24 protein-coding genes are annotated in these 20,016 nt (G+C 69.6%); 12 read left to right on the top strand and 12 right to left on the bottom strand.

What is annotated here, in order from left to right; translation table 11 throughout:
- Positions 1–28: 28 nt before the first annotated feature.
- On the top strand, positions 29–805 hold the full coding sequence (locus FK219_RS01320) for an SGNH/GDSL hydrolase family protein (protein WP_152582805.1): 777 nt from the start codon (positions 29–31) through the stop codon (positions 803–805).
- A 13-nt stretch (positions 806–818) separates the two neighbouring features.
- Here the strand turns inward: FK219_RS01320 and FK219_RS01325 are convergent, their stop codons facing one another.
- Both FK219_RS01325 and FK219_RS01330 read right to left on the bottom strand, forming a co-directional pair.
- Positions 819–2,045, bottom strand: coding sequence for a D-alanyl-D-alanine carboxypeptidase family protein (locus tag FK219_RS01325; RefSeq protein WP_165638008.1), 1,227 nt, complete (start codon positions 2,043–2,045; stop codon positions 819–821).
- 10 nt (positions 2,046–2,055) lie between these two features.
- Positions 2,056–2,886: a TrmH family RNA methyltransferase gene (locus FK219_RS01330; RefSeq protein WP_152582807.1), complete on the bottom strand. Its 831-nt coding sequence runs from the start codon at positions 2,884–2,886 to the stop codon at positions 2,056–2,058.
- A 112-nt stretch (positions 2,887–2,998) separates the two neighbouring features.
- Between FK219_RS01330 and FK219_RS01335 the strand changes: the two genes are divergently transcribed.
- The 3 genes from FK219_RS01335 to FK219_RS01345 are packed head-to-tail and all read left to right on the top strand — an operon-like array spanning position 2,999 to position 4,996.
- Positions 2,999–3,847 carry a Sir2 family NAD-dependent protein deacetylase gene (locus tag FK219_RS01335; protein WP_152582946.1) on the top strand — a complete coding sequence of 283 codons (849 nt, stop codon included), beginning with the start codon at positions 2,999–3,001 and terminating at the stop codon, positions 3,845–3,847.
- Positions 3,848–3,887: 40 nt separating this feature from the next.
- Positions 3,888–4,532: a histidine phosphatase family protein gene (locus tag FK219_RS01340; RefSeq protein WP_152582808.1), complete on the top strand. Its 645-nt coding sequence runs from the start codon at positions 3,888–3,890 to the stop codon at positions 4,530–4,532.
- Positions 4,532–4,996: a YbaK/EbsC family protein gene (locus FK219_RS01345; RefSeq protein WP_152582809.1), complete on the top strand. Its 465-nt coding sequence runs from the start codon at positions 4,532–4,534 to the stop codon at positions 4,994–4,996. The genes FK219_RS01340 and FK219_RS01345 overlap by 1 nt, the downstream gene beginning before the upstream one ends.
- Before the next feature lie 4 nt (positions 4,997–5,000).
- Here the strand turns inward: FK219_RS01345 and FK219_RS01350 are convergent, their stop codons facing one another.
- On the bottom strand, positions 5,001–6,092 hold the full coding sequence (locus FK219_RS01350; RefSeq protein ID WP_152582810.1) for a glycosyltransferase family 4 protein: 1,092 nt from the start codon (positions 6,090–6,092) through the stop codon (positions 5,001–5,003).
- The gene (locus FK219_RS01355; protein WP_152582811.1) at positions 6,089–6,973 is read right to left on the bottom strand and encodes an alpha/beta fold hydrolase; all 885 of its coding nucleotides are present in this window, start codon (positions 6,971–6,973) and stop codon (positions 6,089–6,091) included. Before FK219_RS01355 ends, FK219_RS01350 begins: the two co-directional genes overlap by 4 nt.
- A gap of 93 nt (positions 6,974–7,066) precedes the next feature.
- Here FK219_RS01355 and treS point away from each other — a divergent pair, with 93 nt between their 5' ends.
- The gene (gene treS / locus FK219_RS01360) at positions 7,067–8,788 is read left to right on the top strand and encodes a maltose alpha-D-glucosyltransferase (RefSeq protein ID WP_152582812.1); all 1,722 of its coding nucleotides are present in this window, start codon (positions 7,067–7,069) and stop codon (positions 8,786–8,788) included.
- Between the two features lie 9 nt (positions 8,789–8,797).
- The gene (locus FK219_RS01365) at positions 8,798–9,490 is read left to right on the top strand and encodes an exonuclease domain-containing protein (protein WP_152582813.1); all 693 of its coding nucleotides are present in this window, start codon (positions 8,798–8,800) and stop codon (positions 9,488–9,490) included.
- A 90-nt stretch (positions 9,491–9,580) separates the two neighbouring features.
- Here FK219_RS01365 and FK219_RS01370 read toward each other — a convergent pair whose 3' ends face one another.
- The 3 genes from FK219_RS01370 to glgA all read right to left on the bottom strand — a co-directional run bounded on the left by FK219_RS01370 (position 9,581) and on the right by glgA (position 11,951).
- Positions 9,581–9,829, bottom strand: a complete 249-nt coding sequence (locus FK219_RS01370; protein WP_152582814.1) for a type B 50S ribosomal protein L31 — start codon at positions 9,827–9,829, stop codon at positions 9,581–9,583.
- A 128-nt stretch (positions 9,830–9,957) separates the two neighbouring features.
- Complete coding sequence (locus FK219_RS01375; protein ID WP_152582815.1) at positions 9,958–10,740, bottom strand: ABC transporter ATP-binding protein; 783 nt, start codon at positions 10,738–10,740, stop codon at positions 9,958–9,960.
- A 26-nt stretch (positions 10,741–10,766) separates the two neighbouring features.
- Positions 10,767–11,951 carry a glycogen synthase gene (glgA, locus tag FK219_RS01380; RefSeq protein WP_152582816.1) on the bottom strand — a complete coding sequence of 395 codons (1,185 nt, stop codon included), beginning with the start codon at positions 11,949–11,951 and terminating at the stop codon, positions 10,767–10,769.
- A 62-nt stretch (positions 11,952–12,013) separates the two neighbouring features.
- Here glgA and glgC point away from each other — a divergent pair, with 62 nt between their 5' ends.
- Complete coding sequence (glgC, locus tag FK219_RS01385) at positions 12,014–13,252, top strand: glucose-1-phosphate adenylyltransferase (protein ID WP_152582817.1); 1,239 nt, start codon at positions 12,014–12,016, stop codon at positions 13,250–13,252.
- Between the two features lie 44 nt (positions 13,253–13,296).
- The gene (gene serB / locus FK219_RS01390; protein ID WP_152582818.1) at positions 13,297–13,935 is read left to right on the top strand and encodes a phosphoserine phosphatase SerB; all 639 of its coding nucleotides are present in this window, start codon (positions 13,297–13,299) and stop codon (positions 13,933–13,935) included.
- A gap of 31 nt (positions 13,936–13,966) precedes the next feature.
- Here serB and fabG read toward each other — a convergent pair whose 3' ends face one another.
- On the bottom strand, positions 13,967–14,677 hold the full coding sequence (fabG, locus tag FK219_RS01395; protein ID WP_152582819.1) for a 3-oxoacyl-ACP reductase FabG: 711 nt from the start codon (positions 14,675–14,677) through the stop codon (positions 13,967–13,969).
- A 46-nt stretch (positions 14,678–14,723) separates the two neighbouring features.
- Between fabG and FK219_RS01400 the strand changes: the two genes are divergently transcribed.
- The 3 genes from FK219_RS01400 to FK219_RS01410 are packed head-to-tail and all read left to right on the top strand — an operon-like array spanning position 14,724 to position 16,079.
- Positions 14,724–15,005, top strand: coding sequence for a DUF3099 domain-containing protein (locus FK219_RS01400; RefSeq protein ID WP_152582820.1), 282 nt, complete (start codon positions 14,724–14,726; stop codon positions 15,003–15,005).
- Positions 15,002–15,262 carry a hypothetical protein gene (locus tag FK219_RS01405; protein ID WP_328821558.1) on the top strand — a complete coding sequence of 87 codons (261 nt, stop codon included), beginning with the start codon at positions 15,002–15,004 and terminating at the stop codon, positions 15,260–15,262. Before FK219_RS01400 ends, FK219_RS01405 begins: the two co-directional genes overlap by 4 nt.
- Positions 15,263–15,266: 4 nt before the next feature.
- The gene (locus FK219_RS01410; protein WP_152582821.1) at positions 15,267–16,079 is read left to right on the top strand and encodes an SURF1 family cytochrome oxidase biogenesis protein; all 813 of its coding nucleotides are present in this window, start codon (positions 15,267–15,269) and stop codon (positions 16,077–16,079) included.
- Between the two features lie 41 nt (positions 16,080–16,120).
- Here the strand turns inward: FK219_RS01410 and FK219_RS01415 are convergent, their stop codons facing one another.
- A complete protein-coding gene (locus FK219_RS01415; RefSeq protein ID WP_152582822.1) occupies positions 16,121–17,719 on the bottom strand; it encodes an ABC-F family ATP-binding cassette domain-containing protein in 1,599 nt (532 codons plus the stop codon).
- Between the two features lie 106 nt (positions 17,720–17,825).
- On the opposite strand from FK219_RS01415, the gene FK219_RS01420 reads away from it, so the two are divergent.
- A complete protein-coding gene (locus tag FK219_RS01420) occupies positions 17,826–18,440 on the top strand; it encodes a biotin transporter BioY (protein WP_152582823.1) in 615 nt (204 codons plus the stop codon).
- A gap of 137 nt (positions 18,441–18,577) precedes the next feature.
- Here the strand turns inward: FK219_RS01420 and FK219_RS01425 are convergent, their stop codons facing one another.
- The 3 genes from FK219_RS01425 to FK219_RS01435 are packed head-to-tail and all read right to left on the bottom strand — an operon-like array spanning position 18,578 to position 20,013.
- Positions 18,578–18,907 carry a metal-sulfur cluster assembly factor gene (locus FK219_RS01425; protein ID WP_152582824.1) on the bottom strand — a complete coding sequence of 110 codons (330 nt, stop codon included), beginning with the start codon at positions 18,905–18,907 and terminating at the stop codon, positions 18,578–18,580.
- A gap of 5 nt (positions 18,908–18,912) precedes the next feature.
- Positions 18,913–19,677 carry a Fe-S cluster assembly ATPase SufC gene (gene sufC / locus FK219_RS01430; protein ID WP_152582825.1) on the bottom strand — a complete coding sequence of 255 codons (765 nt, stop codon included), beginning with the start codon at positions 19,675–19,677 and terminating at the stop codon, positions 18,913–18,915.
- A 15-nt stretch (positions 19,678–19,692) separates the two neighbouring features.
- Positions 19,693–20,013, bottom strand: coding sequence for a non-heme iron oxygenase ferredoxin subunit (locus tag FK219_RS01435; RefSeq protein WP_152582826.1), 321 nt, complete (start codon positions 20,011–20,013; stop codon positions 19,693–19,695).
- Positions 20,014–20,016: the final 3 nt, after the last annotated feature.

The following is a 20,016-nucleotide window of genomic DNA, read 5'->3' on the forward strand; positions in this document are numbered from 1 at the left end:
GTCGCTGAGGCTCTGGCACTCTAGAGCCATGGCACAGCTTCACCCGTGGTCCCGGTACGTCGCCATCGGCGATTCCTTCACCGAGGGCATCGGCGATCCGGAGCCGCAGAGCCCTGGCGGTCATCGCGGGTGGGCCGATCGTGTGGCCGAGCAGCTCGCCCTGCGCACCGACGACTTCGCCTATGCGAATCTCGCGGTGCGCGGTCGACTGCTCAAGCAGATCGCCGAGCAGCAGGTCGAGCCCGCGCTCGCGCTGCGCCCCGATCTCATCTCGGTCTCCGCGGGCGGCAACGACATCATCCGCCCCGGCACCGACCCCGATCAGGTCGCCGAGCGGTTCGAGGAGCTCGTCGTGCAGCTGCGCAGCAACGGCGCGACGGTGCTCATGTTCAATGGCCCCGACATCGGCATGACGCCCGTGCTGCGGCGCGTGCGCGGCAAGGTGGCGATCTACAACGAGAACCTGCGGGCGATCGCCTCCAAGCACGACGCGATCGTCGCCGACATGTGGAAGCTGCGCGAGCTGCGTGACCCGCAGATGTGGGATCGCGACCGCCTGCACTTCTCGCCGATGGGCCACCACACGATCGCGATCATGGCGCTCGAGGCGCTCGGCGTCGAGCACGACCTCGAGCCGCGCGAGCCCGAGCTGATGCCGAGGCGCAGCTGGCGCCAGGCGCGCGTCGACGATCTCGGGTGGGCACGCGAGTACCTCGTGCCGTGGGTCGTGAGGCGCATCCGCCACCAGTCCTCCGGCGACCACATCACCCCGAAGCGGCCGGACGCCTCGCATCCGCACCGGTAGTGCGGCGCCTCTCCTACTCGCCCCAGACGGCCTCGAGCGGCTGCGCGAGGCGCCACGCGAGGTCGGGCCCCTCGAGCGCTCCGCGCCATTCGAGCGGGATGCTCACCCGACGGTCCCCGTAGCGCACCGTCACACTGCCGGGGTCGGGCAGCGGCACGCCCGGCTGCAGCTGCGGGGCGCGCACGACGCCGATCGCACGCACCTCTCCCCACACGAGGTCGGCGACGGTCTCGGCGACGTGCAGGCTCGCGCTCGCGCCCCACTCGGTCTCGTAGCGGGCGACGAGCTGCCCCTCCGTGGCGATCGTGATCTCGTGGAAGTCGTCTCGAGCGCTCGCGAGGAGGGTGCGCACGTCGTCGGCAACGGTGGGATGGTCGGGCCCGGCGAGCACCACGCCGACGACATCGACCTCCTCGCCGTCGATGACTTCTCGCGCCGAGAAGAGCAGGCACGCTCCCGCCTCGATGAGTGTGCCCGTCTTGAGCCCCGTGACACCGTCGACCCCCACGATCAGGTTGCGGTTCTCGTAGGTGCCGATGCCGGGCACGGTGACCGCGGGCAGCGCGGCCGCCGCGGCCACGACCGGATCGGCGAGAGCGAGCCGGCCGAGGTCCAGGAGCGCGCGCGGGCTCGCGCGGTTGAGGAGCGAGAACCCCGTCGTATCGCCCACGGAGATGGATGCCAGGTCGTGCGCGTCGAGCCAGGCGCGCGCGGCCGTCAGGTAGTCGGCGACGGAGCCGAACGCCCACGTCGCGAGCGTCTCGGCGTAGTTGTTGGCGGAGGCGACCATCATGAGCTCGATGACCTCGCGCTGCGTGATCGTCGCACCGGCCGGAGCGGGAGCCGTCGTGCCGTTGAGTGCTCGATATCGGGCGACGAGGTCGCTGTCGGCCTGGGTGAGCGTGATCGTCGCGCCGGACGAGCCCTCCTCGACGGGGTGCGCGTCGAGCACGACGAGAGCGGTGATGACCTTGGTGATCGAGGCGATGGGGCGCACCTCGTCGAGACCGCGGCTCGCGAACACCTGACGCCTGTCCGCGGCGCCGATCGCGGCGGCGCCGTAGCCGGGGATGCTCACCTCGGGCGCGGGTGTGACGAGTTCCGGCAGGGCCTGCACGTGCGGCTCGGCGGCCGGCACGGGGGCGAGCGCGGCGAAGGCGCTGTAGCCGAGGGTGCTCGCGCCGAGGGCGACGAGAGCGGCGATGGCGACCGAGCGCAGGAGGGGGCGGCGGCGGGTCACGCGCCCCAGTCTAGGAAGCAGGCGGAGTGCGGGGCGCTGCCGCACTGCCGAGCGCGTAGAGCGCGACAGCACTGGCCGCTGCGACGTTGAGCGAGTCGACGCCGTGCCCCATGGGGATCGTGACGACGACGTCGGCAGCACCGAGTGCGCCGCGGCTGAGCCCATCGCCCTCGGAGCCCAGCAGGAGGGCCACCCGCTCGGGCCGCTCGGCGGCGAACTCGCGCAGCCCCACCGTCTCCGGCGCGAGCGCGAGGGCCGCGATCGTGAAGCCGAGCTCGTGCAGCAGCTCGGCGCCCGCCGGCCAGTCGGGCAGGCGGGCCCACGGCACCTGCAGCACCGTGCCCATGCTCACCCGCACACTGCGTCGGTAGAGCGGGTCGGCGCAGCGAGGCGTGATGAGCACGGCGTCGGCGCCGAGGCCAGCGACGGAACGGAAGATCGCCCCCACGTTGGTGTGGTCGACGACGTCTTCGACGACGACGACGAGCCGAGCATCCCGCAGCAGGGCAACCGGGTCGAGGGGCTCGGGACGGTGCATGCTCGCGAGGGCGCCGCGATGCAGGTGGAAGCCGGTCAGCTCCTCGAGAAGTCCTGGCGCGCCGACGTAGACGGGCACGTCGTGGTCCCGCAGCAGTGGTTCGAGGTCGTCAAGCCAGCGCTCGCTCGTGAGCACGGAGCGCGGGCGGTGCCCGGCGCGGAGCGCACGGCCGATGACGGTGAGCGACTCCGCGAGGTAGAGGCCTCCCGCTGGCTCCTGCACGCGCCGCAAAGCAACGTCGGTGAGACGCGCGTAGTCGCGGAGGTCGGCTCCGTCGAGCGTCGTGAGTCGCTCGAGGTGCATGTGCGGGTCCTTTCGGTGGGCGTGTCCCAGCCCGTGGAAACATATCGGAAACCCCGGGCGTTTAGTCTCGTAGACAGTCTGACTGAGGCGTGGGGAGGCGACCGTGAGCATGATGGCGGCGGATGCTCGACCTCTCGATGCCGTCGCGCAAGCCTCACTCGCCCAGGCGGCGGAGATCCTGGCCGGCCGCCGCATCGCGGTGCTGACCGGGGCGGGTATGAGCACCGACTCGGGCATTCCCGACTACCGAGGTGCCGGTGCGCCCGTGCGCACCCCCATGACGTACAGCCAGTTCCTCGCCGACGAGCCGTATCGCAAGCGCTACTGGGCGGGCAGCCACCTGGGGTGGGAACGCTTCGCGCAGGCCCGGCCGAATCTCGGCCATGAGACGCTCGCGCAGCTCGAGGAGGACGGCTCTGTGACGGGCGTCATCACGCAGAACGTCGACGGTCTGCACGTGCGCGCGGGCTCCCGCCGCGTAGTCGACCTGCACGGCAGCATGGACCGCGTCCGCTGCCTGCACTGCGGTCAAACCTTCTCGCGGGCCGCGGTCGCGAACCGCATCGCCACCCTCAACCCGTGGCTCGTGGCGGGAGACAACCATCACATCAACCCAGACGGCGATGCCGAGGTCGACGACATCACCCTGTTCGAGGTGCCCGAGTGCTCGGTGTGCGGCGGCACGCTCAAGCCCGACATCGTGTTCTTCGGCGAGTTCGTGCCGCCCGTGAAGTTCGAGGAGGCACGCGGGCTCGTCGCTCGCGCCGACGCGCTTTTGATCCTGGGGTCGTCCCTCGTCGTCAACTCGGGCATCCGCCTCGTCGTGCAGGCGGGTCGCAAGCGCATCCCGACGATCATCGTCAACCGGGGTGAGACGAAGGCCGATGCCCGGGCAGCGGTTAAGATCGAAGCGGGCACGACCGAGACGCTCGCCGCTCTACGCGAGGCTCTGCGGGCCTGACCGGTGCGCGCGACCTCCGCCGACCGGCGGAAGGAGACGTGTGACTGCGTTCGCGCTCGTGCGCCACGGCGAGACCGACTGGAACCGCGCTCGGCGCATCCAGGGGGCGACGGACATCCCGCTCAACGACACGGGCCGCGAGCAGGCCCGCGCGGCCGGTCGTCTCCTGGCGGGCCGCGCGTGGAGCCGCATCGTCGCCTCGCCCCTCGTGCGCGCGGCCGAGACCGCGCGGCTCATCGCTATGGAGGCGGGGCTCGCCGAGCCTGAGCTCGATGAGGCCTTCGTCGAGCGCAACTACGGCGAGGCGGAGGGACTCACGGGCGCCGAGCTCGACGAACGCTTTCCCGAGGGCGTCGACGTGCCGGGCCGCGAGTCACGTGACGCGGTGGGCGAGCGTGTCGTGGCGGCGCTGCACAGGCTCGCCGCCGCCCACCCTGGCGAGTCGATCATCGTCGTCGCACACGGGGGCGTGATCCGCAGCGTCCTCGAGACGGTGGCGCCGGGCCGGCATCGGGAACCGATCACGAACGGCTCGGTGCACTCTTTCCAGCACGCTGACGGAGGTCTCGAGCTCGCGCGTTTCGATGATCCGCTCGACGAGCAGTCGATCTTCCCCTTCGCGGAGGACTTCCTCGACCAGAACCCGCTCGCCCATCGCGAGGATGACGCGCGGAGCACCTCCTGATGGCCGGGTCGGGAGCGGACCGCTTCGCCGCGGCGACCGCGCACCTGGGCCTCGCCCCGCAGCGGATGCCCGACTCGACCCACACGGCCGCCGAGGCCGCGGCCGCCGTGGGGTGCGAGGTCGGCGCGATCGTGAAGTCGCTCGTCTTCCTCGCTGACGGTGAACCCGTGCTCGTCCTTGTGTCGGGCGACAACCGGGCCGACGTCGACGCGCTCGGGGCCGACCTGGGGGCGCGCATCGAGAAGGCCGATGCGGCCACGGTCAAGCGTGCGACCGGCTATTCGATCGGCGGCGTACCTCCGATCGGGCATCCTGCGCCCGTACGCACGGTCGTCGACCGCGACCTCTTGCGCTACTCGACCGTGTGGTCGGCTGCGGGGAGCGCGAACGACGTGTTCCCCGCCGCTCCGCAGCAGCTCGTCGAGTGGTCAGCCGGCGACGTCGCCTCCATCGGCACGCGCTGAACTCTCAGGTGACGCGACCGCGCGCGGCCTGCGCGCGCAGCAGCTCGAGCAGTACGGCAGCCGATCGGGCCCAGTCGAAACGCGCAGCCTCGGCGGGGGCGGCGGCGGATCGCCGCTCCCACTCCCCCGGCTCGAGCAGCTCGGTGATGCGGGCGGCGAAGTCCTGAGCATCCCCGGCTGCCGCATAGAGCGCCGTCTGACCACCGATCTCGCGGAAGATCGGGATGTCGCTCACGACGACGGGCGTGCCGCGCCCCATGGCCTCGACGAGCGGGATGCCGAACCCTTCGTCGCGCGAGGCGCTCACGAGTGCTGTGGCGCGGTCGAGCAGGTCAGCGTACTCCTCGTCGCTCACGCCGTCGTGCGCCACGAGCGCGCCCGCCGGGGCGGCCGCCGCGAGGCGTGCGCGGTCGGCAGGGCGGATGCGGCTCAGCAGATGCAGGCGCGCTCCCGGTAGGACGTGCAGCGCCGCCACGAGCGTCTCGACACCCTTGTACGGCATGAATGAGCCCATGTAGACGAGTTCGATGCCCTTGGGTCGGATGCGCGGCTCGACGCCCGCGGGCCGCTCGGCCGCGTTCGGCACGACGGTGATCGCGCGCCGCGTGAGGCGGTGGTCGAGCATGAGCGCGCGCGTCGTCTCGCTCACCGTGACGACCGCGTCTGCCCGGTTCAGCAGCAGCCGCTGCGGCCACCACGCCCGGTGGTACAGGCGCCAGCCGAGCCGCACGGGCCACGGGAGGTCGCGGGGTGGCGTGGGGTGCGCGTAGTAGATCAGATCGTGCAGCGTGATCACGAGCGGGTAGCGGCGACCGAGAGTGCCCATCGTCTGCATGGGCGAGAAGACGACGTCGGGCTCGAGGCGGTTCACCTGGCGCGCCACGAACGGTTCGCGGGCGCTCGTCGGCCCGCTCACGCGATGCCAGGGAATGCCCTCGGGCAGCATGGCGAGTTGACGCTCATCGCTGATGAGCAGCTCGAGAGACTCCCCCTCGCCGAGGAGCGGGCGCAGGGCATCCACGATGCCGGCCGTGAACCGGCTGATGCCGTCGTGGCGGGGGAAGCGCACGTAGCGGCAGTCGACGACGATTCTCACGCGAGGAACTCGCGGATCGCGGAGGCGGCGGTCTCGGGCGTCTCGTAGTGGATGAGGTGGCCGACGTCGGGAATCTCCACGAGGCGGGCGTCGGGGAACAGCGCGACGAGCTCGCGCTGTCGCGCGATCGGGGTGATGTCGTCGTCGACGGCGGCCACGAGGAGAGTGGGTGACGCGACGTCGGCCGCGAACTCCGAGACGTCGTGCGAGACCGAGGCGCGAAAGGCCTCGAGCAGCATGTCGCGCGTGGCGAATCCCGAGAAGTAGCGGTCGTGCTCGGCGTGGATCCAGCGGCGCAGAGCGCGGTCGCGCGTCTTCGCCATCGTCACGCTCATGATGCGCGTCACGGCCCTGCTGCGGAGGACGGCGAAGCCAAGCCGGCTGGGCAGGGCGGCCCCCGCGCGGTAGAACGCCACCGCGAGCCGCGTGAGCACTCCTCGCGGGCCGGAGAGGGCCGGAGCGCCGATCGGGTTGACGAGCACGAGGTTCGGCGTCGGGGTGCCGCTCGCGACCGCGGCACTCGCGACGATCGAGCCGAAGGAATGGCCCAGGATGACCGCTTCACCGCGAATTCCCAGTTCCTGCAGGAGCGCGTCGAGCCACGCGGCGTAGGAGGCGATGTCGTGCGCACGGCCCTCCAGCGGCGCGGAGAGGCCGAACCCGGGCAGATCGGGCGAGAGGATGCGGAACTCGGGCAGGTGCGCGATGACCGGCTCCAGGCCATGGTGGTCGCCGCGGAAGCCGTGCACGAGCACGAGCGCTCGCGGCGCGTCCGATGGCCCGTACTCCACCAGGTGGGTGCGGGAGCCGAGCACGTCGATCGATCGATCCTTGCTCGGGATGCGCGCGAGCGCAGCGGCGTAGGGAGACGGTGCAGACATCCCGATCAGTCTAGGTCGGCACGGCATGTGGAACCGGTTGTCGAGCCGGTCTACAGTGGTGAGCACTGTCCGCCCCCAGCGCCGAGGAGCGTTGTGAACTTCACTGCACCGATCACCCTTCCCGGCCTGACCCTCGACCCCCATTGGCATCGCCGGAGCGTGTTCTACGAGGTCATGGTGCGCTCCTTCGTCGACGGCAACGGTGACGGCACGGGCGACCTCGCGGGGCTCATCTCGAAGCTCGACTATCTGCAGTGGCTCGGCGTCGACGCTCTCTGGCTGCCGCCGTTCTTCCAGTCGCCGTTGCGCGATGGCGGCTACGACGTGAGCGACTACACCGCGGTACTGCCCGAGTTCGGCACGATCGACGAGTTCCGCGAGCTCGTCACCAAGGCCCACGAGCGCAATATGCGTATCGTCATCGACCTCGTCATCAACCACACCTCCGACCAGCACCCCTGGTTCATCGCCTCGCGTGAGGACCCTGAGGGGCCGTACGGCGACTACTACGTGTGGAGCGACACCGACGAGAAGTACGAAGACATCCGCATCATCTTCGTCGACACGGAGGAGTCGAACTGGGCCTTCGACGCCGAGCGCCGCCAGTTCTACTTCCACCGCTTCTTCTCCCACCAGCCCGACCTCAACTTCGAGAACCCGAAGGTGCACGAGGAGATCTTCGACGTGCTGCGCTTCTGGGCCGACCTCGGCGTCGACGGCTTCCGTCTCGACGCCATTCCGTACCTCTACGAGACCGACGGCGGCAACGGCGAGGGCGAGCTGGCCACGCACGACTTCGTCAAGAAGCTGCGCACGATGGTCGACACCGAGTACCCGGGTCGCGTTCTCATCGCCGAGGCTAACCAGTGGCCCACCGAGGTGGCCGAGTTCTTCGGCACCGCCGAGGAGCCGGAGTGCCACATGGCCTTCGACTTCCCCGTCATGCCCCGCATCTTCTACGCCCTGCGCTCGCAGCAGGCCACCGAGCTGCAGCGCCAGCTCGGCGAGGAGACCGCGGCGCCTCCCGGCAGCGCCTGGGGCGTCTTCCTGCGCAACCACGACGAGCTCACCCTCGAGATGGTGAGCGAGGAATACCGGCAGGCCATGTACGGCTGGTACGCCTACGACCCGAGGATGCGCGCCAACATCGGCATCCGTCGGCGCCTGGCTCCCCTGCTCGACAACTCGCGCGCCGAGCTCGAGCTCGCCCACGCGCTCCTGTTCGCCCTTCCCGGCAGCCCCTTCCTGTACTACGGGGACGAGATCGGCATGGGTGACAACATCTGGCTCCCCGACCGCGACAGCTCGCGCACGCCCATGCAGTGGACGCCCGACCGCAACGCGGGCTTCTCGCACGCCGACCCGGGCAAGCTCTACCTCCCCGTCGTGCAGTCGCTCGTCTACCACTACAACCAGATCAACGTCGAGAGCATGCTCGCCCAGCCGCGATCGCTCCTGCACTGGATCCGCAACGTCATCCACGTACGCAAGGCTCACCCGACCTTCGGTCTGGGCACCATGCGGGTGCTCGAGACCGATCACGAGTCGGTGCTCGCGTTCGTGCGCGAGTACGAGGGCTCGGGCAGCCAGCTCGGCGATCCCGCCGAGCGCATCCTGTGCGTCTTCTCGTTCGCCCACAATCCCGTCTCCGCGACGATCGAGCTGCCGGGCTTCGAGGGTCGCGCGCTCTCGGACCTCTTCGGCGGCTCCGCCTTCCCCGCGATCGGCGAAGACGGTCGGCTGACGCTCACTCTCGGCAGCCAGAGCTTCTACTGGTTGCATGTCGGCGAACGGAGTGTCGCAGCCCCCGCCTAGGCTGGGCGCGTGACCGAACTACTGCGCGACCTGGCCGTCTTCGACCTCGAGACGACGGGGGTCGACGTGCGCACGGCGCGCATCGTGACGGCCTATCTGGGGGTTCTCGACGCCTCAGGGGAGGTCGTCTCCTCACGATCGTGGATGGCCGACCCTGGCATCGAGATACCGGAGGGCGCTGCCGCAGTACACGGCATCACGACCGAGCGCGCTCGCGCTGACGGGCGCCCTGCCGCTGTCGTCGTCGCCGAGGTTCTCGCCGAGCTGCGATCGGTGCTCGAGCGGGGGCTGCCGTTCGTCGTCTACAACGCGCCGTACGATCTGACGCTGCTCGCTCACGAGGCGGTGCGGCACGGTCTCGAGCCGGTCGCGACGCCCTCCCCCGTCATCGATCCTCTCGTGATCGACAAGGCGGTGGACCGCTACCGACGGGGCAAGCGCACTCTCGAGGCAGCGTGCGCCCACTACGGCGTGCTCCTCGACGGCGCGCACGATGCGAGCATCGATGCGATCGCGGCGGGCCATGTGGCGCGTGCGATCGTGACGCAGCATGCGGCAGCGATGCCCGGCACCCTCGAGGAGCTGCACGCCGCACAGATCGCGTGGCACGACACGCAGGCCGACAGCTTCGAGGACTACATGCGCACGCAGCGCGATCAGCACTTCACGGCCGACCGCGGCTGGCCCGTGCGGCGGTCCTAGCTTCAAGGGTGCGATGGGGCACCCGGTGCCGCGACAACGACGAAGGGTCCCGCCGTGAGGCGGGACCCTTCGTGAAGCGCTGGGGTGCGGCTAGTTGCCGAAGCCCTTGAAGCGCTGGTTGAACTTCTCGACGCGACCGGCGCTGTCGAGGATGCGCTGCTTGCCCGTGTAGAACGGGTGCGAGGCGGAGGAGATCTCGACGTCGATGACCGGGTAGGTCTCGCCGTCGAGTTCGATCGTCTTCTCGCTGCTGACCGTGGAGCGGGTCAGGAAGGTCTCGCCCGACGCGAGGTCGCGGAAGACCACCGGCGCGTACTCGGGGTGGATGTCAGTCTTCATGCTGGGTGTCCTTGTGTTCACTCGAGGTCGAGGTGCTGCAGGTCTGGGGTGAGACAGGAGTCTCCGTGGCGCCGCGTCAGCGGCAGAGCCAAGGGTCAACGATAGCAGAGCGGAAGCGCGCGAGGGCGCTATGCGGCGCGCGCGGTGAAGCGGTCACCGTCGCGCTGCACGACGAGCTCGAGGCCGAATGCGCTCGTGAGCGCCGAGCTCGTGATGACCTCGTCGAGCGGGCCGCTCGCCGTGATCCGGCCATCGGTCAGAAGGAGCGCGTGGGTGAACCCTGCGGGGATCTCCTCCACATGGTGGGTGACCATGACCATCGCGGGAGACTCCGTCGAGGAGGCGTAGGCGCCGAGCAGCTGCAGCAGCTCTTCCCGAGCACCGAGGTCGAGACTCGCGGCCGGCTCGTCGAGCAGAAGCAGCTCGGGGTCGGTCATGATCGCGCGAGCGATCTGCACGCGCTTCTGCTCACCGTCGCTCAGGCTGCCGAAGCGGCGGTCCTCGAACGAGTCGAGGCGCCACTCGCGCAGCACGCGCTGGGCACGCCGAACGTCGACCTCGTCATAGCTCTCGTTCCAGCGCCCCGTCACGGCGTGCGCGCTCGTCATGACGACGTCGAGCACGCGCTCATCCTGCGGGATGCGCCGCGCGAGCGCCGTGGAGGCGAAACCGATGCGCGGCCGCAGCTCGAACACGTCGCTCGACCCGAGTCTTTCGTCGAGCACCGTCGCGCTGCCGCTCGAGGGGTGCAGGAGCGAGGAGGCGAGCTGCAGCAGCGTCGTCTTGCCTGCTCCGTTGGGCCCGAGCACGACCCAGCGCTGCTCGGAACTGACCTGCCACGTGATGTCGGAGAGGATCGCCGAGCCGTCACGCGTGAGAGAGACATCGTCGAAGTGCAGAACGCCAGCCATGATTCCTCCAGCGTAGAGCACCGCGACTAGTGCACGAGGCTGCGGTAGAGCGCGATCGTGCGCTCGGCGATGCTCGACCACGAGAACTCCGTCTCGGCCCGCTCGCGGCCCGCGGCGCCCATGGCTGCGGCGGCAGCCGGATCGCTCACGACCTCGATCAGCACGCCGGCGAGATCGGCGATGAAGCGCTCAGGGTCCAGCGGCGTGCCCGAGCCGTCATGCACCTGGTCGATCGGCACGAGCCGACCGGTCACGCCGTCGTCGACGACCTCGGGGATCCCGCCGGTGGCGGTGCCCACGACGGGCGCGCCGCAGGCCATGGCCTCGAGATTCACAATGCCGAGGGGCTCGTAGACGCTCGGGCAGACGAAGGTCGTTGCGTTCGAGAGCACGGCGGAGAGATCGTGGATGCCGAGCATCTGGTCGATCCACACGACGCCCGACCTCTCGTCTTGCAGGGACGCGACGCCCGCGCGCACGTCCTCCAGGATCTGCGGGGTGTCCGGAGCGCCAGCGCACAGCACGAGCTGCACCTCGGGTGGCAGCCGGCGTGCCGCCGCCAGCAGGTAGGGAAGCCCCTTCTGCCGGGTGATGCGGCCCACGAAGACGACGGAGGGGCGGTCGGGATCGATGCCGAGTGCGCGCACGGCGTCAGCGTCGTCGACGCGGCGCCACCGGTCGAGGTCGATGCCGTTGTGGATGACGGAGACTCGCGATTCGTCGAGCCCCGGGTAGCAGCGCAGGATGTCGCGACGCATCCCATCGCTCACCGCCACGACGGCGTCGGCCGACTCGAAGGCGCTCTTCTCGATCCAGCGGGAGATCGCGTACCCGCCGCCGAGCTGCTCCGCCTTCCACGGACGCAAGGGTTCGAGACTGTGCGCCGTCACGACGTGGGGAATGCCGTGCAGCAGCTGCGCGAGCTGCCCGGCCGCGTTGGCGTACCAGGTGTGCGAGTGAACGAGGTCGGCCCCCGCGACATCCTCGGCGATGGCCAGATCCACTCCGAGCGTCGCGAGTGCCGGATTCGCGGAGGTCAACGACCCCGGCACGAGGTATGCCTGCGTCCCCTCCTCGTCGCGCGGGGCGCCGAAGCACCGCACGCGCACGTCGAGCTGGCGGCGCAACGCCTGGACCAGCTCGGCCACGTGCACACCCGCTCCGCCGTAGACCTCCGGTGGGTATTCCCTGCTCACGATGTCGACGCGCATGTCTTGACGGTAGTACAGCAGTGCCGCTGGCCCCGCACCCCACGCTCGCCTACTGTGGGTCTATGCCGTCACCGAAGATCTTTGGAATCGTGCTCGCCGGTGGTGAGGGGAAGCGCCTCATGCCCCTCACGGAGGATCGAGCAAAGCCCGCGGTGCCCTTCGCCGGCGGCTATCGACTCATCGACTTCGCGCTCTCCAACCTCATCAACTCGGGCCTGCGGCAGGTCGTCGTGCTCACGCAGTACAAGAGCCACTCCCTCGACCGTCATATCTCGCAGACCTGGCGGCTCACCGGCATGCTCAACTCCTACGTCGCGTCCGTGCCCGCGCAGCAGCGCCTGGGCAAGCGGTGGTTCTCCGGCTCGGCCGACGCCATCTACCAGAGCCTCAACCTCATCCGCGACGAAAAGCCCGACATCGTCGTCGTCGTGGGCGCCGACCACGTCTACCGCATGGACTTCCGGCCGATGATCGAGGCGCACATCGAGAAATCGGCCGGTGTGTCGGTCGCCGGCATCCGCCAGCCGATCGCCCTCGCCGACCAGTTCGGCGTCATCGAGACTGATCCCACCAACCCGCAGCGCATCGCCGCCTTCCACGAGAAGCCCCAGAATGCGGTGGGCCTCGCGGATGCTCCGCACGAGGTTCTCGCCTCGATGGGCAACTACGTCTTCGACGCCGACGTGCTCATGGATGCTGTCGTGCGTGACAGCGACAACGCGGAGTCGCACCACGACATGGGCGGCGACATCGTGCCCGACTTCGTGCGCAAGGGCGAGGCCTTCGTCTACGACATGAAGCGCAACGTCGTGCCGGGCTCGACCGATCGTGACCGGGACTACTGGCGCGATGTCGGCACGATCGAGTCGTTCTTCGACGCGCACCAGGACCTCATTTCGGCCCTGCCCATCTTCAACCTGTACAACGCCGACTGGCCGATCTACTCTCAGCAGCTCAACTCGCCTCCCGCGAAGTTCGTGCGCGACGCGGACGGTCGCAACGGAGACGTCATCGACTCGATCGTCTCGCTCGGCACCGTGATCTCAGGCAGCCACATCGAGCGCTCCGTGCTCGGTCCGTGGGTCGTGGTGGAGTCCGCGAGCATCACGGATGCCGTCGTGTTCGAGCGCACGACGATCGGCGCAGGAGCGACCGTGCGGCGCGCTATTCTCGATAAGGACGTCGTCGTGGCGCCCGGCGCGCAGATCGGTGTCGACCACGATGCCGACCGCGCTCGCGGCTTCACCGTCACCGAGACGGGCATCACGGTCGTCGGCAAGGGCGCAGTCGTCGAGGCCTGAGCCCGCCTCTCACCGCTGGAGCCGAGAAGGAGCCCTCCCACCCCATGGCGCGATTCCTCGTCGTCCTCGATGTCGACTCGACCCTCATCGAGGAAGAGGCGATCGAGCTGCTCGCCCGGGAAGCAGGCTCGGGAGAACGCGTGGCCGAGATCACGTCTCGCGCGATGGCCGGGGAGCTGGACTTCGCCGAATCGCTGCGGGAGCGCGTCGCGACGCTCGCCGGTCTCAGCCGTGACGTGTTCGCCGAACTGGCCCCAAGCATCCATCTCACGCCCGGTGCCCGCGATCTCGTCGACGGCGTGCACGCGGGCGGCGGGGCGATCGGCGTGGTCTCCGGCGGGTTCCACGAGCTGCTCGATCCGCTCGCCGCATCGCTCGGGCTCGACCACCACCGCGCCAATCGCCTCGGCGCCGACGCGGGCGTCCTGACTGGCGAGACCGAGGGGCCGGTCGTGGATGCCGCGGCGAAGGCCGATGCCGTCCGCGAGTGGGCGACCGCTCACGAGCTGCCGCTCGAGCGCACGATCGTCGTCGGCGACGGTGCAAATGACCTCGAGATGATGCGCATCGCGGGTCTCTCGATCGCGTTCGATGCGAAGCCGGTCGTGTGCGCGACCGCGAGCGTGTGCGTGCCCGAGCGCGATCTCTCCGCCGTGCTCGCCGTGCTGGGCCTGCGCGGGTAGCAGACCCGCGCAGCCGGTCACGCTGCTGGGGTCAGTGCCCCATGCCGAGGCCGCCGTCGACGGGGATCACGGCGCCGCTGATGTACGCGGCGTCGGCGCCGGCGAGCCAGGTGACAACCCGTGCAACCTCCTGGGGCGTCGCGAAGCGCCCCGCGGGGATGCTCGCGCGGTAGGCAGACTGCTGGTCCTCGGGAAGAGCAGCGGTCATGTCGGTCTCGATGAAGCCCGGCGCGACGACGTTCGCCGTGATGCCGCGACCACCGAGCTCGCGCGTGAGCGAGCGTGCGAAGCCCACGAGGGCCGACTTCGAGGCGCTGTAGTTGACCTGACCAGCGGAGCCGAGCAGTCCGACGACGCTCGAGATGAGGATGACGCGGCCGAAACGCGCCTTGAGCATCCCCTTCGATGCGCGCTTGACGGTGCGGAACGCTCCCGTGAGGTTCGTGTCGATCACGTCCGTGAAATCGTCGTCAGACATGCGCATGAGGAGGGTGTCGCGCGTGATGCCGGCGTTCGCGACCACCACCTCCACAGGTCCGAGCTCGGCCTCGACCGCCGTGAACGCGGCGTCGAGCGAGGCGGAGTCCGTGACATCGGCCGTGACCGTGAGGGCCCCGTCCGGTCCAGAACCGGAGCGTGCTGTCACGGCCACGCGGTGGCCCTGGGCGAGGAACTCCTCGGCGATCGCGAAGCCGATGCCGCGATTGCCGCCGGTCACGAGAACGGTGCGCTGGGTGGTCATGGGCATCAAGCATATGCGCAGGCCCGCGGGCTACGATCGTCTCACCATGAAGCCTGCATCCGCCGCGATCACGAGCCTGCCGGAGTCTCCCGACGACGAGCGGCGCGACCGCATGATCAAGTACTCGATCGCGATGGGGGTGCGCATGCTCTGCATCGCAGCGTGCTTCGTGGTGCCCGGCTGGTGGATACTCGTGCCGGCTGCGGGGGCCGTGATCCTGCCCTACATCGCGGTCGTGGCCGCCAACACGGTCGCGTCGCCGCGCGGGCGCGACGTCGAGCGCCCCGGGTCGATCGTGCGGGTGAGCACGCAGAACGGCACGGCGTGATCGACCTGCCAGGTGCGATCTCCGGCATGCGGTGCTCGCGCAGCGGGTGCCGTGCGGCCGCCGAGTGGGCGGTCAACTGGCGCAACCCGCGCATTCACGGCATCGACCGCGTCAAGGTCTGGCTCGCGTGCGACGAGCATCGCGACTACCTGTACGACTACGTCGATGCGCGCGGCTTCCCCGTGACGCTCACGCCGGCCGGCACGGTGGTGGAGAGCCTCCCTGACCGGGACGGCCCGCGCGATCAGGAAGAATAGGGCCGTGAGCATCCTGAGCCTCGCGGCGAGCCGACGCTGGCTGGGGTGGCTCGCCTTCACGACGCTCTTCGCTGTGGTGTGCGTCGCGCTCGCGCAATGGCAGTGGGCCCGCCGACTCGAGGCGGTCGCCGACATCCGCGTCGTGGCCGAGAACTGGGATGCGGCCCCCGTGCCCCTGTCCAGTGTGCTCCCGGGTGACGCGCCTCTCGACCCCGAGCGGGAGTGGACGCCCGTCGTCATCGAGGGCGAGTACCTGCTCGACGAGCAGCTGCTCGTGCGCAATCGCCCGCTCAGCGGCCGTCCGGGCTTCGAGGTTCTCACCCCGCTCGCACTCGAGGACGGCACCATTCTGATCGTCGATCGCGGGTGGTTGCCGACCGGCTCGCAGCAGGACTCCCCCGATGCTGTGCCGGCTCCGCCCCGGGGCCGCGTCGAGGTCATCGCCCGTCTCAAGCCCGGGGAGCCGACTCTGCCCGGCCGCGGGGCGCCCTCCGGCCAGGTCGCGACGATCCACTTGCCGACGATCGCGCAGCAGATCGACCGGGGCGAGGTCATCACGGGCGCCTACGGGCTGCTCGCCGAGGAGGACCCGGCGACGGCCGATCGGCCGGTCGCGGCGACGCGACCCATCGCGGACGAGGGACCGCATCTGAGCTACACCTTCCAGTGGTACCTCTTCGCGCTGCTCGGGTTCGTGGGCTACGGCTGGGCCCTGCGCCAGGAGTGGCGCGGGCTGCGCGGCGTCGAGGCGGCACCGTCGCGACGCGGCCCGAGCGACGCCGATGAAGAGGATGCCCTGCTCGACGAACGACGCTGACGCCGTCGCCCGCCGAGACGCCCGAGGGGCGCGGCCTGTGATCAGGCGAGCGCGATGAGCTCGGCGTAGTCCTTCGTCCAGAGGTCCTCGACGCCGTCGGGCATGATGAGCACGCGCTCGGGGTTGAGCGCCTCGACGGCGCCCTCGTCGTGGCTCACGAGCACGACCGAGCCCGAGTATGCGGCCAGGGCTCCCAGGATCTCCTCGCGGCTCGCGGGGTCGAGGTTGTTCGTCGGCTCGTCGAGCAGCAGGAGGTTGGCCTTCGAGACCACCAGGGTCGCGAGGGAGAGCCGCGTCTTCTCGCCGCCCGAGAGCACGCCGGCCGGCTTCTGTACGTCGTCGCCCACGAAGAGGAAGGAGCCGAGAACGCTGCGGGCCTCCCGTTCCGTGATGGCGTCGGAGGAGCTCATCATGTTCTCGAGCACGCTGCGGCGCGTGTCGAGGGTCTCGTGCTCCTGCGCGTAGTAGCCGATGCGCAGACCGCGGCCCGGCTCGAGCACGCCCGTGTCGGGGTCGTCGACGCCCGCGAGGATGCGCAGGAGGGTGGTCTTGCCGGCGCCGTTGAGGCCGAGAATGACCACTCTCGAGCCGCGGTCGATCGCGAGGTCGACGGAGGTGAAGATCTCGAGCGAGCCGTAGCTCTTGGAGAGGTTGTGCGCCTGCAGCGGCGTCTTTCCGACCGGCGCGGGGTCCGGGAACCGGAGCTTGGCGACGCGCTCGACGGCACGCACCTCATCGAGGCCCGACAGCATGCGCTCGGCGCGCGCGACCATCTGGTGAGCGGAGGCCGCCTTCGAGGCCTTCGCCCCGAAGCGCGCCGCCTGGAGCTGCAGCGCGGTCGCCTTCTTCTCGACGTTCGCGCGCTCCTTCTTGCGGCGCTCGGCATCCGCTTCGCGCTGCCGCAGGTAGTGCTTCCAGCCCATGTTGTAGATGTCGATGACCTGGCGGTTGCCGTCGAGGTAGAAGACGCGGTTGACGGTCTCCTCGACGAGCGCCACATCGTGGCTGATGACGATGAAGCCGCCCTGATAGGCCTTGAGGAACTCCCGCAGCCACACGACCGAGTCGGCATCGAGGTGGTTGGTCGGCTCGTCGAGGATCATCGTCTCGGCATCGCTGAACAGGATGCGGGCCAGCTCGATGCGGCGCCGCTGACCGCCCGACAGGGTGCTCAGCGGCTGGCCGAGAATGCGGTCGGGCAAGTTGAGGTTGCTCGCGATCGCCGCGGCCTCGGCCTCGGCCGAATAGCCGCCGAGCGACTGGAAGCGATCCGTCAGCCGGCTGTAGCGGGCCATGGCCTTCTCCGCGACGGCGGGTTCGTCGCTGCCCATCTCGACGCCGGCCTGCTGCAGCTCGAGCACGATCGAACCGAGGCCCCGAGCATCCAGAATGCGGGTGCGGGCGAGCTGCTCGGGGTCGCCCGCACGAGGGTCCTGCGGCAGGTAGCCGATCTCGCCCGTGCGCGTGATCGTGCCACCCGTGGGCTGACCCTCCCCCGCGAGCGCGCGCGTCATCGTCGTCTTCCCGGCGCCGTTGCGCCCCACGAGACCGACCTTGTCGCCCTTGTCGACCCGGAAGGAGACATCTGCCATCAGCAGGCGCGCACCGACCCGGATCTCGAGGTCTTGCACAGCGAGCACAGCAAACGTCCTGTTCTTTGGTGGGATTCGGTGGACCCGGCGCAGGGGGGCCAGCCCGATAGTCTAGCCGTGTCCCGACCCATGACCCTGTGTGAGGAAGACCACTGTGACGATCGCCTCCCCCGCCCTGCCACGCCCCACCCTCGTCGACCGCGTCGTGAGCCGCAGTCTCGCGACGGACGCGGCCCTCGTCGTCGCCGGCACCGCTCTCGTCGCGATCCTTGCCCAGGTGGCGATTCCGCTGTGGCCGGTTCCGGTCACGGGGCAGACCCTCGCCGTCCTCCTCGTCGGAGCATCCCTCGGTGCCGCACGCGGAGCGGCCTCGCTCTCGCTCTACGCTGTGCTCGGTGGGCTCGGCCTGCCCATCTACAGCGATGCGGCGTCCGGCTGGACGGTGCTCCTGGGCCCCACCGGCGGGTACATCCTCGGCTTCATCGCCTCCGCAGCGATCGTCGGCTGGGCGGCCGAGCGCCAGTGGGATCGGGGTTGGTACAAGCCCTTCGTGACCTTCATCGGCGGTTCGATCGTCGTCTTCGCCATCGGACTGCCGTGGCTCGCCGTCTCACTCGGTCAGCTCGGACTGCCGAACGACCTGGGTGCGGTCCTCGCTTCGGGCTTCGTGCCCTTCATCATCGGCGGCGTCATCAAGGCGGGGATCGCCGCGGCGCTCATGCCGCTCCTGTGGCGCATGGCCGAGAAACGCGGCCGCGCCGCGGAGTAGAGCGCGCCGGGGCTCAGATGCTGAAGCCCAACCGCCTATCGGCGGAGCGTTGGGCACTGAGAGCCCACTGGGCTCTCAGATGCTGAAGCCCAACCGCCTACCGGCGGAGCGCTCGGAATTGACGGTCCACTGGACCGTCAAATGCTGAATCCGAGCGCTCTCATCATGTCGCGGCCGTCGTCGGTGATCCGCTCAGGACCCCACGGCGGCATCCAGACCCAGTTGATGCGGAACTGAGCGACGATGCCGTCGAGCGAGTTCGCGATCGACTCCTCGATGACGTCCGTGAGCGGGCAACCCGCGCTCGTGAGAGTCATCGAGATGATGAGGGCGTCTGACTCCTCATCCCAGGCGAGGTCGTAGACGAGGCCCAGGTCGACGATGTTGACCCCCAGCTCGGGGTCGACGACATCCTTGAGCCCCTCCTCGACCTCGTCGAAGAGCTTCGGTTCGAGTGCAGTGGGCATGGCGATCAGTGTACGGGGGCGCCCGCGGTGTAGCGATCGTAGCCCTCGTTCTCCAAGCGCTCTGCCAGTTCGGCACCACCCTGCTCGGCGATGCGGCCCTCGACGAAGACGTGCACGAAGTCGGGCGTGATGTACCGCAGGATGCGCGTGTAGTGCGTGATGAGGAGGACCCCGAGGTCGGTGTTGTCCTTGACGCGGTTCACGCCCTCGGAGACGATCTTCAGGGCGTCGACGTCGAGACCGCTGTCGGTCTCGTCGAGCACCGCGATCTTGGGCTTCAGCAGCTCGAGCTGCACGATCTCGTGACGCTTCTTCTCGCCGCCCGAGAAGCCCTCGTTGACGTTGCGCTCGGTGAAGCCCGCGTCCATGCGCAGGGCCTCCATCGAGGTCTTGAGGTCCTTGACCCACGACCGCAGCGGCGGGGCCTGGCCGTCGAGAGCCGTCTTCGCGGTGCGGAGGAAGTTCGACACCGTGACGCCGGGAATCTCGACCGGGTACTGCATGGCGAGGAAGAGCCCCGCCTTGGCGCGCTCGTCGACGCTCATTGCGAGCACGTCCTCGCCATCGAGGGTGATCGACCCGGAGTCGACGGTGTAGCGCGGGTGGCCGGCGATCGTGTAGGCGAGCGTCGACTTCCCGGAGCCGTTGGGGCCCATGATGGCGTGGATCTCGCCCGAGTTGATCGTGAGGTCCACACCGCGCAGGATCGGGGTCGTGCCCTGGTCGGTCTCGATGCTCACGTGGAGGTCGCGGATGATGAGAGAAGTCATGGTCTGAGAAGTCCTTTACGGCTTGGGTGTCGGGTCGACGAAGATGTCGCCGTCGGTGATCGTGACGGCGTACACGGGCACCGGCTCGTAGGCCGGGAAGTTGCGGGGGGCGCCGCTCGCGAGGTCGAACTTCGACCCGTGGGCCCAGCACTCGATGGCGTCGTCCTCGACGAAGCCCTCCGAGAGAGAGATCTCACCGTGCGTGCAGGTGTCGCCGAGCGCGTGCACCGCGCCCGAGGAGTCCTTCACGACGGCGATGGGCGTGCCCTCGATGACGACGCGCATCGCGGTCGCGGGCGCGAGCTCTGCATCGGAGCAGACACGAGTGGCGGCCACGAG

Source organism: Microcella pacifica (assembly GCF_009371975.2).
Lineage (GTDB): Bacteria > Actinomycetota > Actinomycetes > Actinomycetales > Microbacteriaceae > Microcella > Microcella pacifica.

What these genes read in the sequence shown, in the direction of transcription:
- FK219_RS01320 (WP_152582805.1), top strand. Translation starts at nt 29, where the DNA reads ATGGCACAGCTTCACCCGTGGTCCCGGTACGTCGCCATCGGCGATTCC.
- FK219_RS01330 (WP_152582807.1), bottom strand. Translation starts at nt 2,886, where the DNA reads ATGCACCTCGAGCGACTCACGACGCTCGACGGAGCCGACCTCCGCGAC.
- FK219_RS01335 (WP_152582946.1), top strand. Translation starts at nt 2,999, where the DNA reads ATGGCGGCGGATGCTCGACCTCTCGATGCCGTCGCGCAAGCCTCACTC.
- FK219_RS01345 (WP_152582809.1), top strand. Translation starts at nt 4,532, where the DNA reads ATGGCCGGGTCGGGAGCGGACCGCTTCGCCGCGGCGACCGCGCACCTG.
- FK219_RS01355 (WP_152582811.1), bottom strand. Translation starts at nt 6,973, where the DNA reads ATGTCTGCACCGTCTCCCTACGCCGCTGCGCTCGCGCGCATCCCGAGC.
- FK219_RS01370 (WP_152582814.1), bottom strand. Translation starts at nt 9,829, where the DNA reads ATGAAGACTGACATCCACCCCGAGTACGCGCCGGTGGTCTTCCGCGAC.
- FK219_RS01375 (WP_152582815.1), bottom strand. Translation starts at nt 10,740, where the DNA reads ATGGCTGGCGTTCTGCACTTCGACGATGTCTCTCTCACGCGTGACGGC.
- glgA (WP_152582816.1), bottom strand. Translation starts at nt 11,951, where the DNA reads ATGCGCGTCGACATCGTGAGCAGGGAATACCCACCGGAGGTCTACGGC.
- glgC (WP_152582817.1), top strand. Translation starts at nt 12,014, where the DNA reads ATGCCGTCACCGAAGATCTTTGGAATCGTGCTCGCCGGTGGTGAGGGG.
- serB (WP_152582818.1), top strand. Translation starts at nt 13,297, where the DNA reads ATGGCGCGATTCCTCGTCGTCCTCGATGTCGACTCGACCCTCATCGAG.
- fabG (WP_152582819.1), bottom strand. Translation starts at nt 14,677, where the DNA reads ATGACCACCCAGCGCACCGTTCTCGTGACCGGCGGCAATCGCGGCATC.
- FK219_RS01400 (WP_152582820.1), top strand. Translation starts at nt 14,724, where the DNA reads ATGAAGCCTGCATCCGCCGCGATCACGAGCCTGCCGGAGTCTCCCGAC.
- FK219_RS01425 (WP_152582824.1), bottom strand. Translation starts at nt 18,907, where the DNA reads ATGCCCACTGCACTCGAACCGAAGCTCTTCGACGAGGTCGAGGAGGGG.
- sufC (WP_152582825.1), bottom strand. Translation starts at nt 19,677, where the DNA reads ATGACTTCTCTCATCATCCGCGACCTCCACGTGAGCATCGAGACCGAC.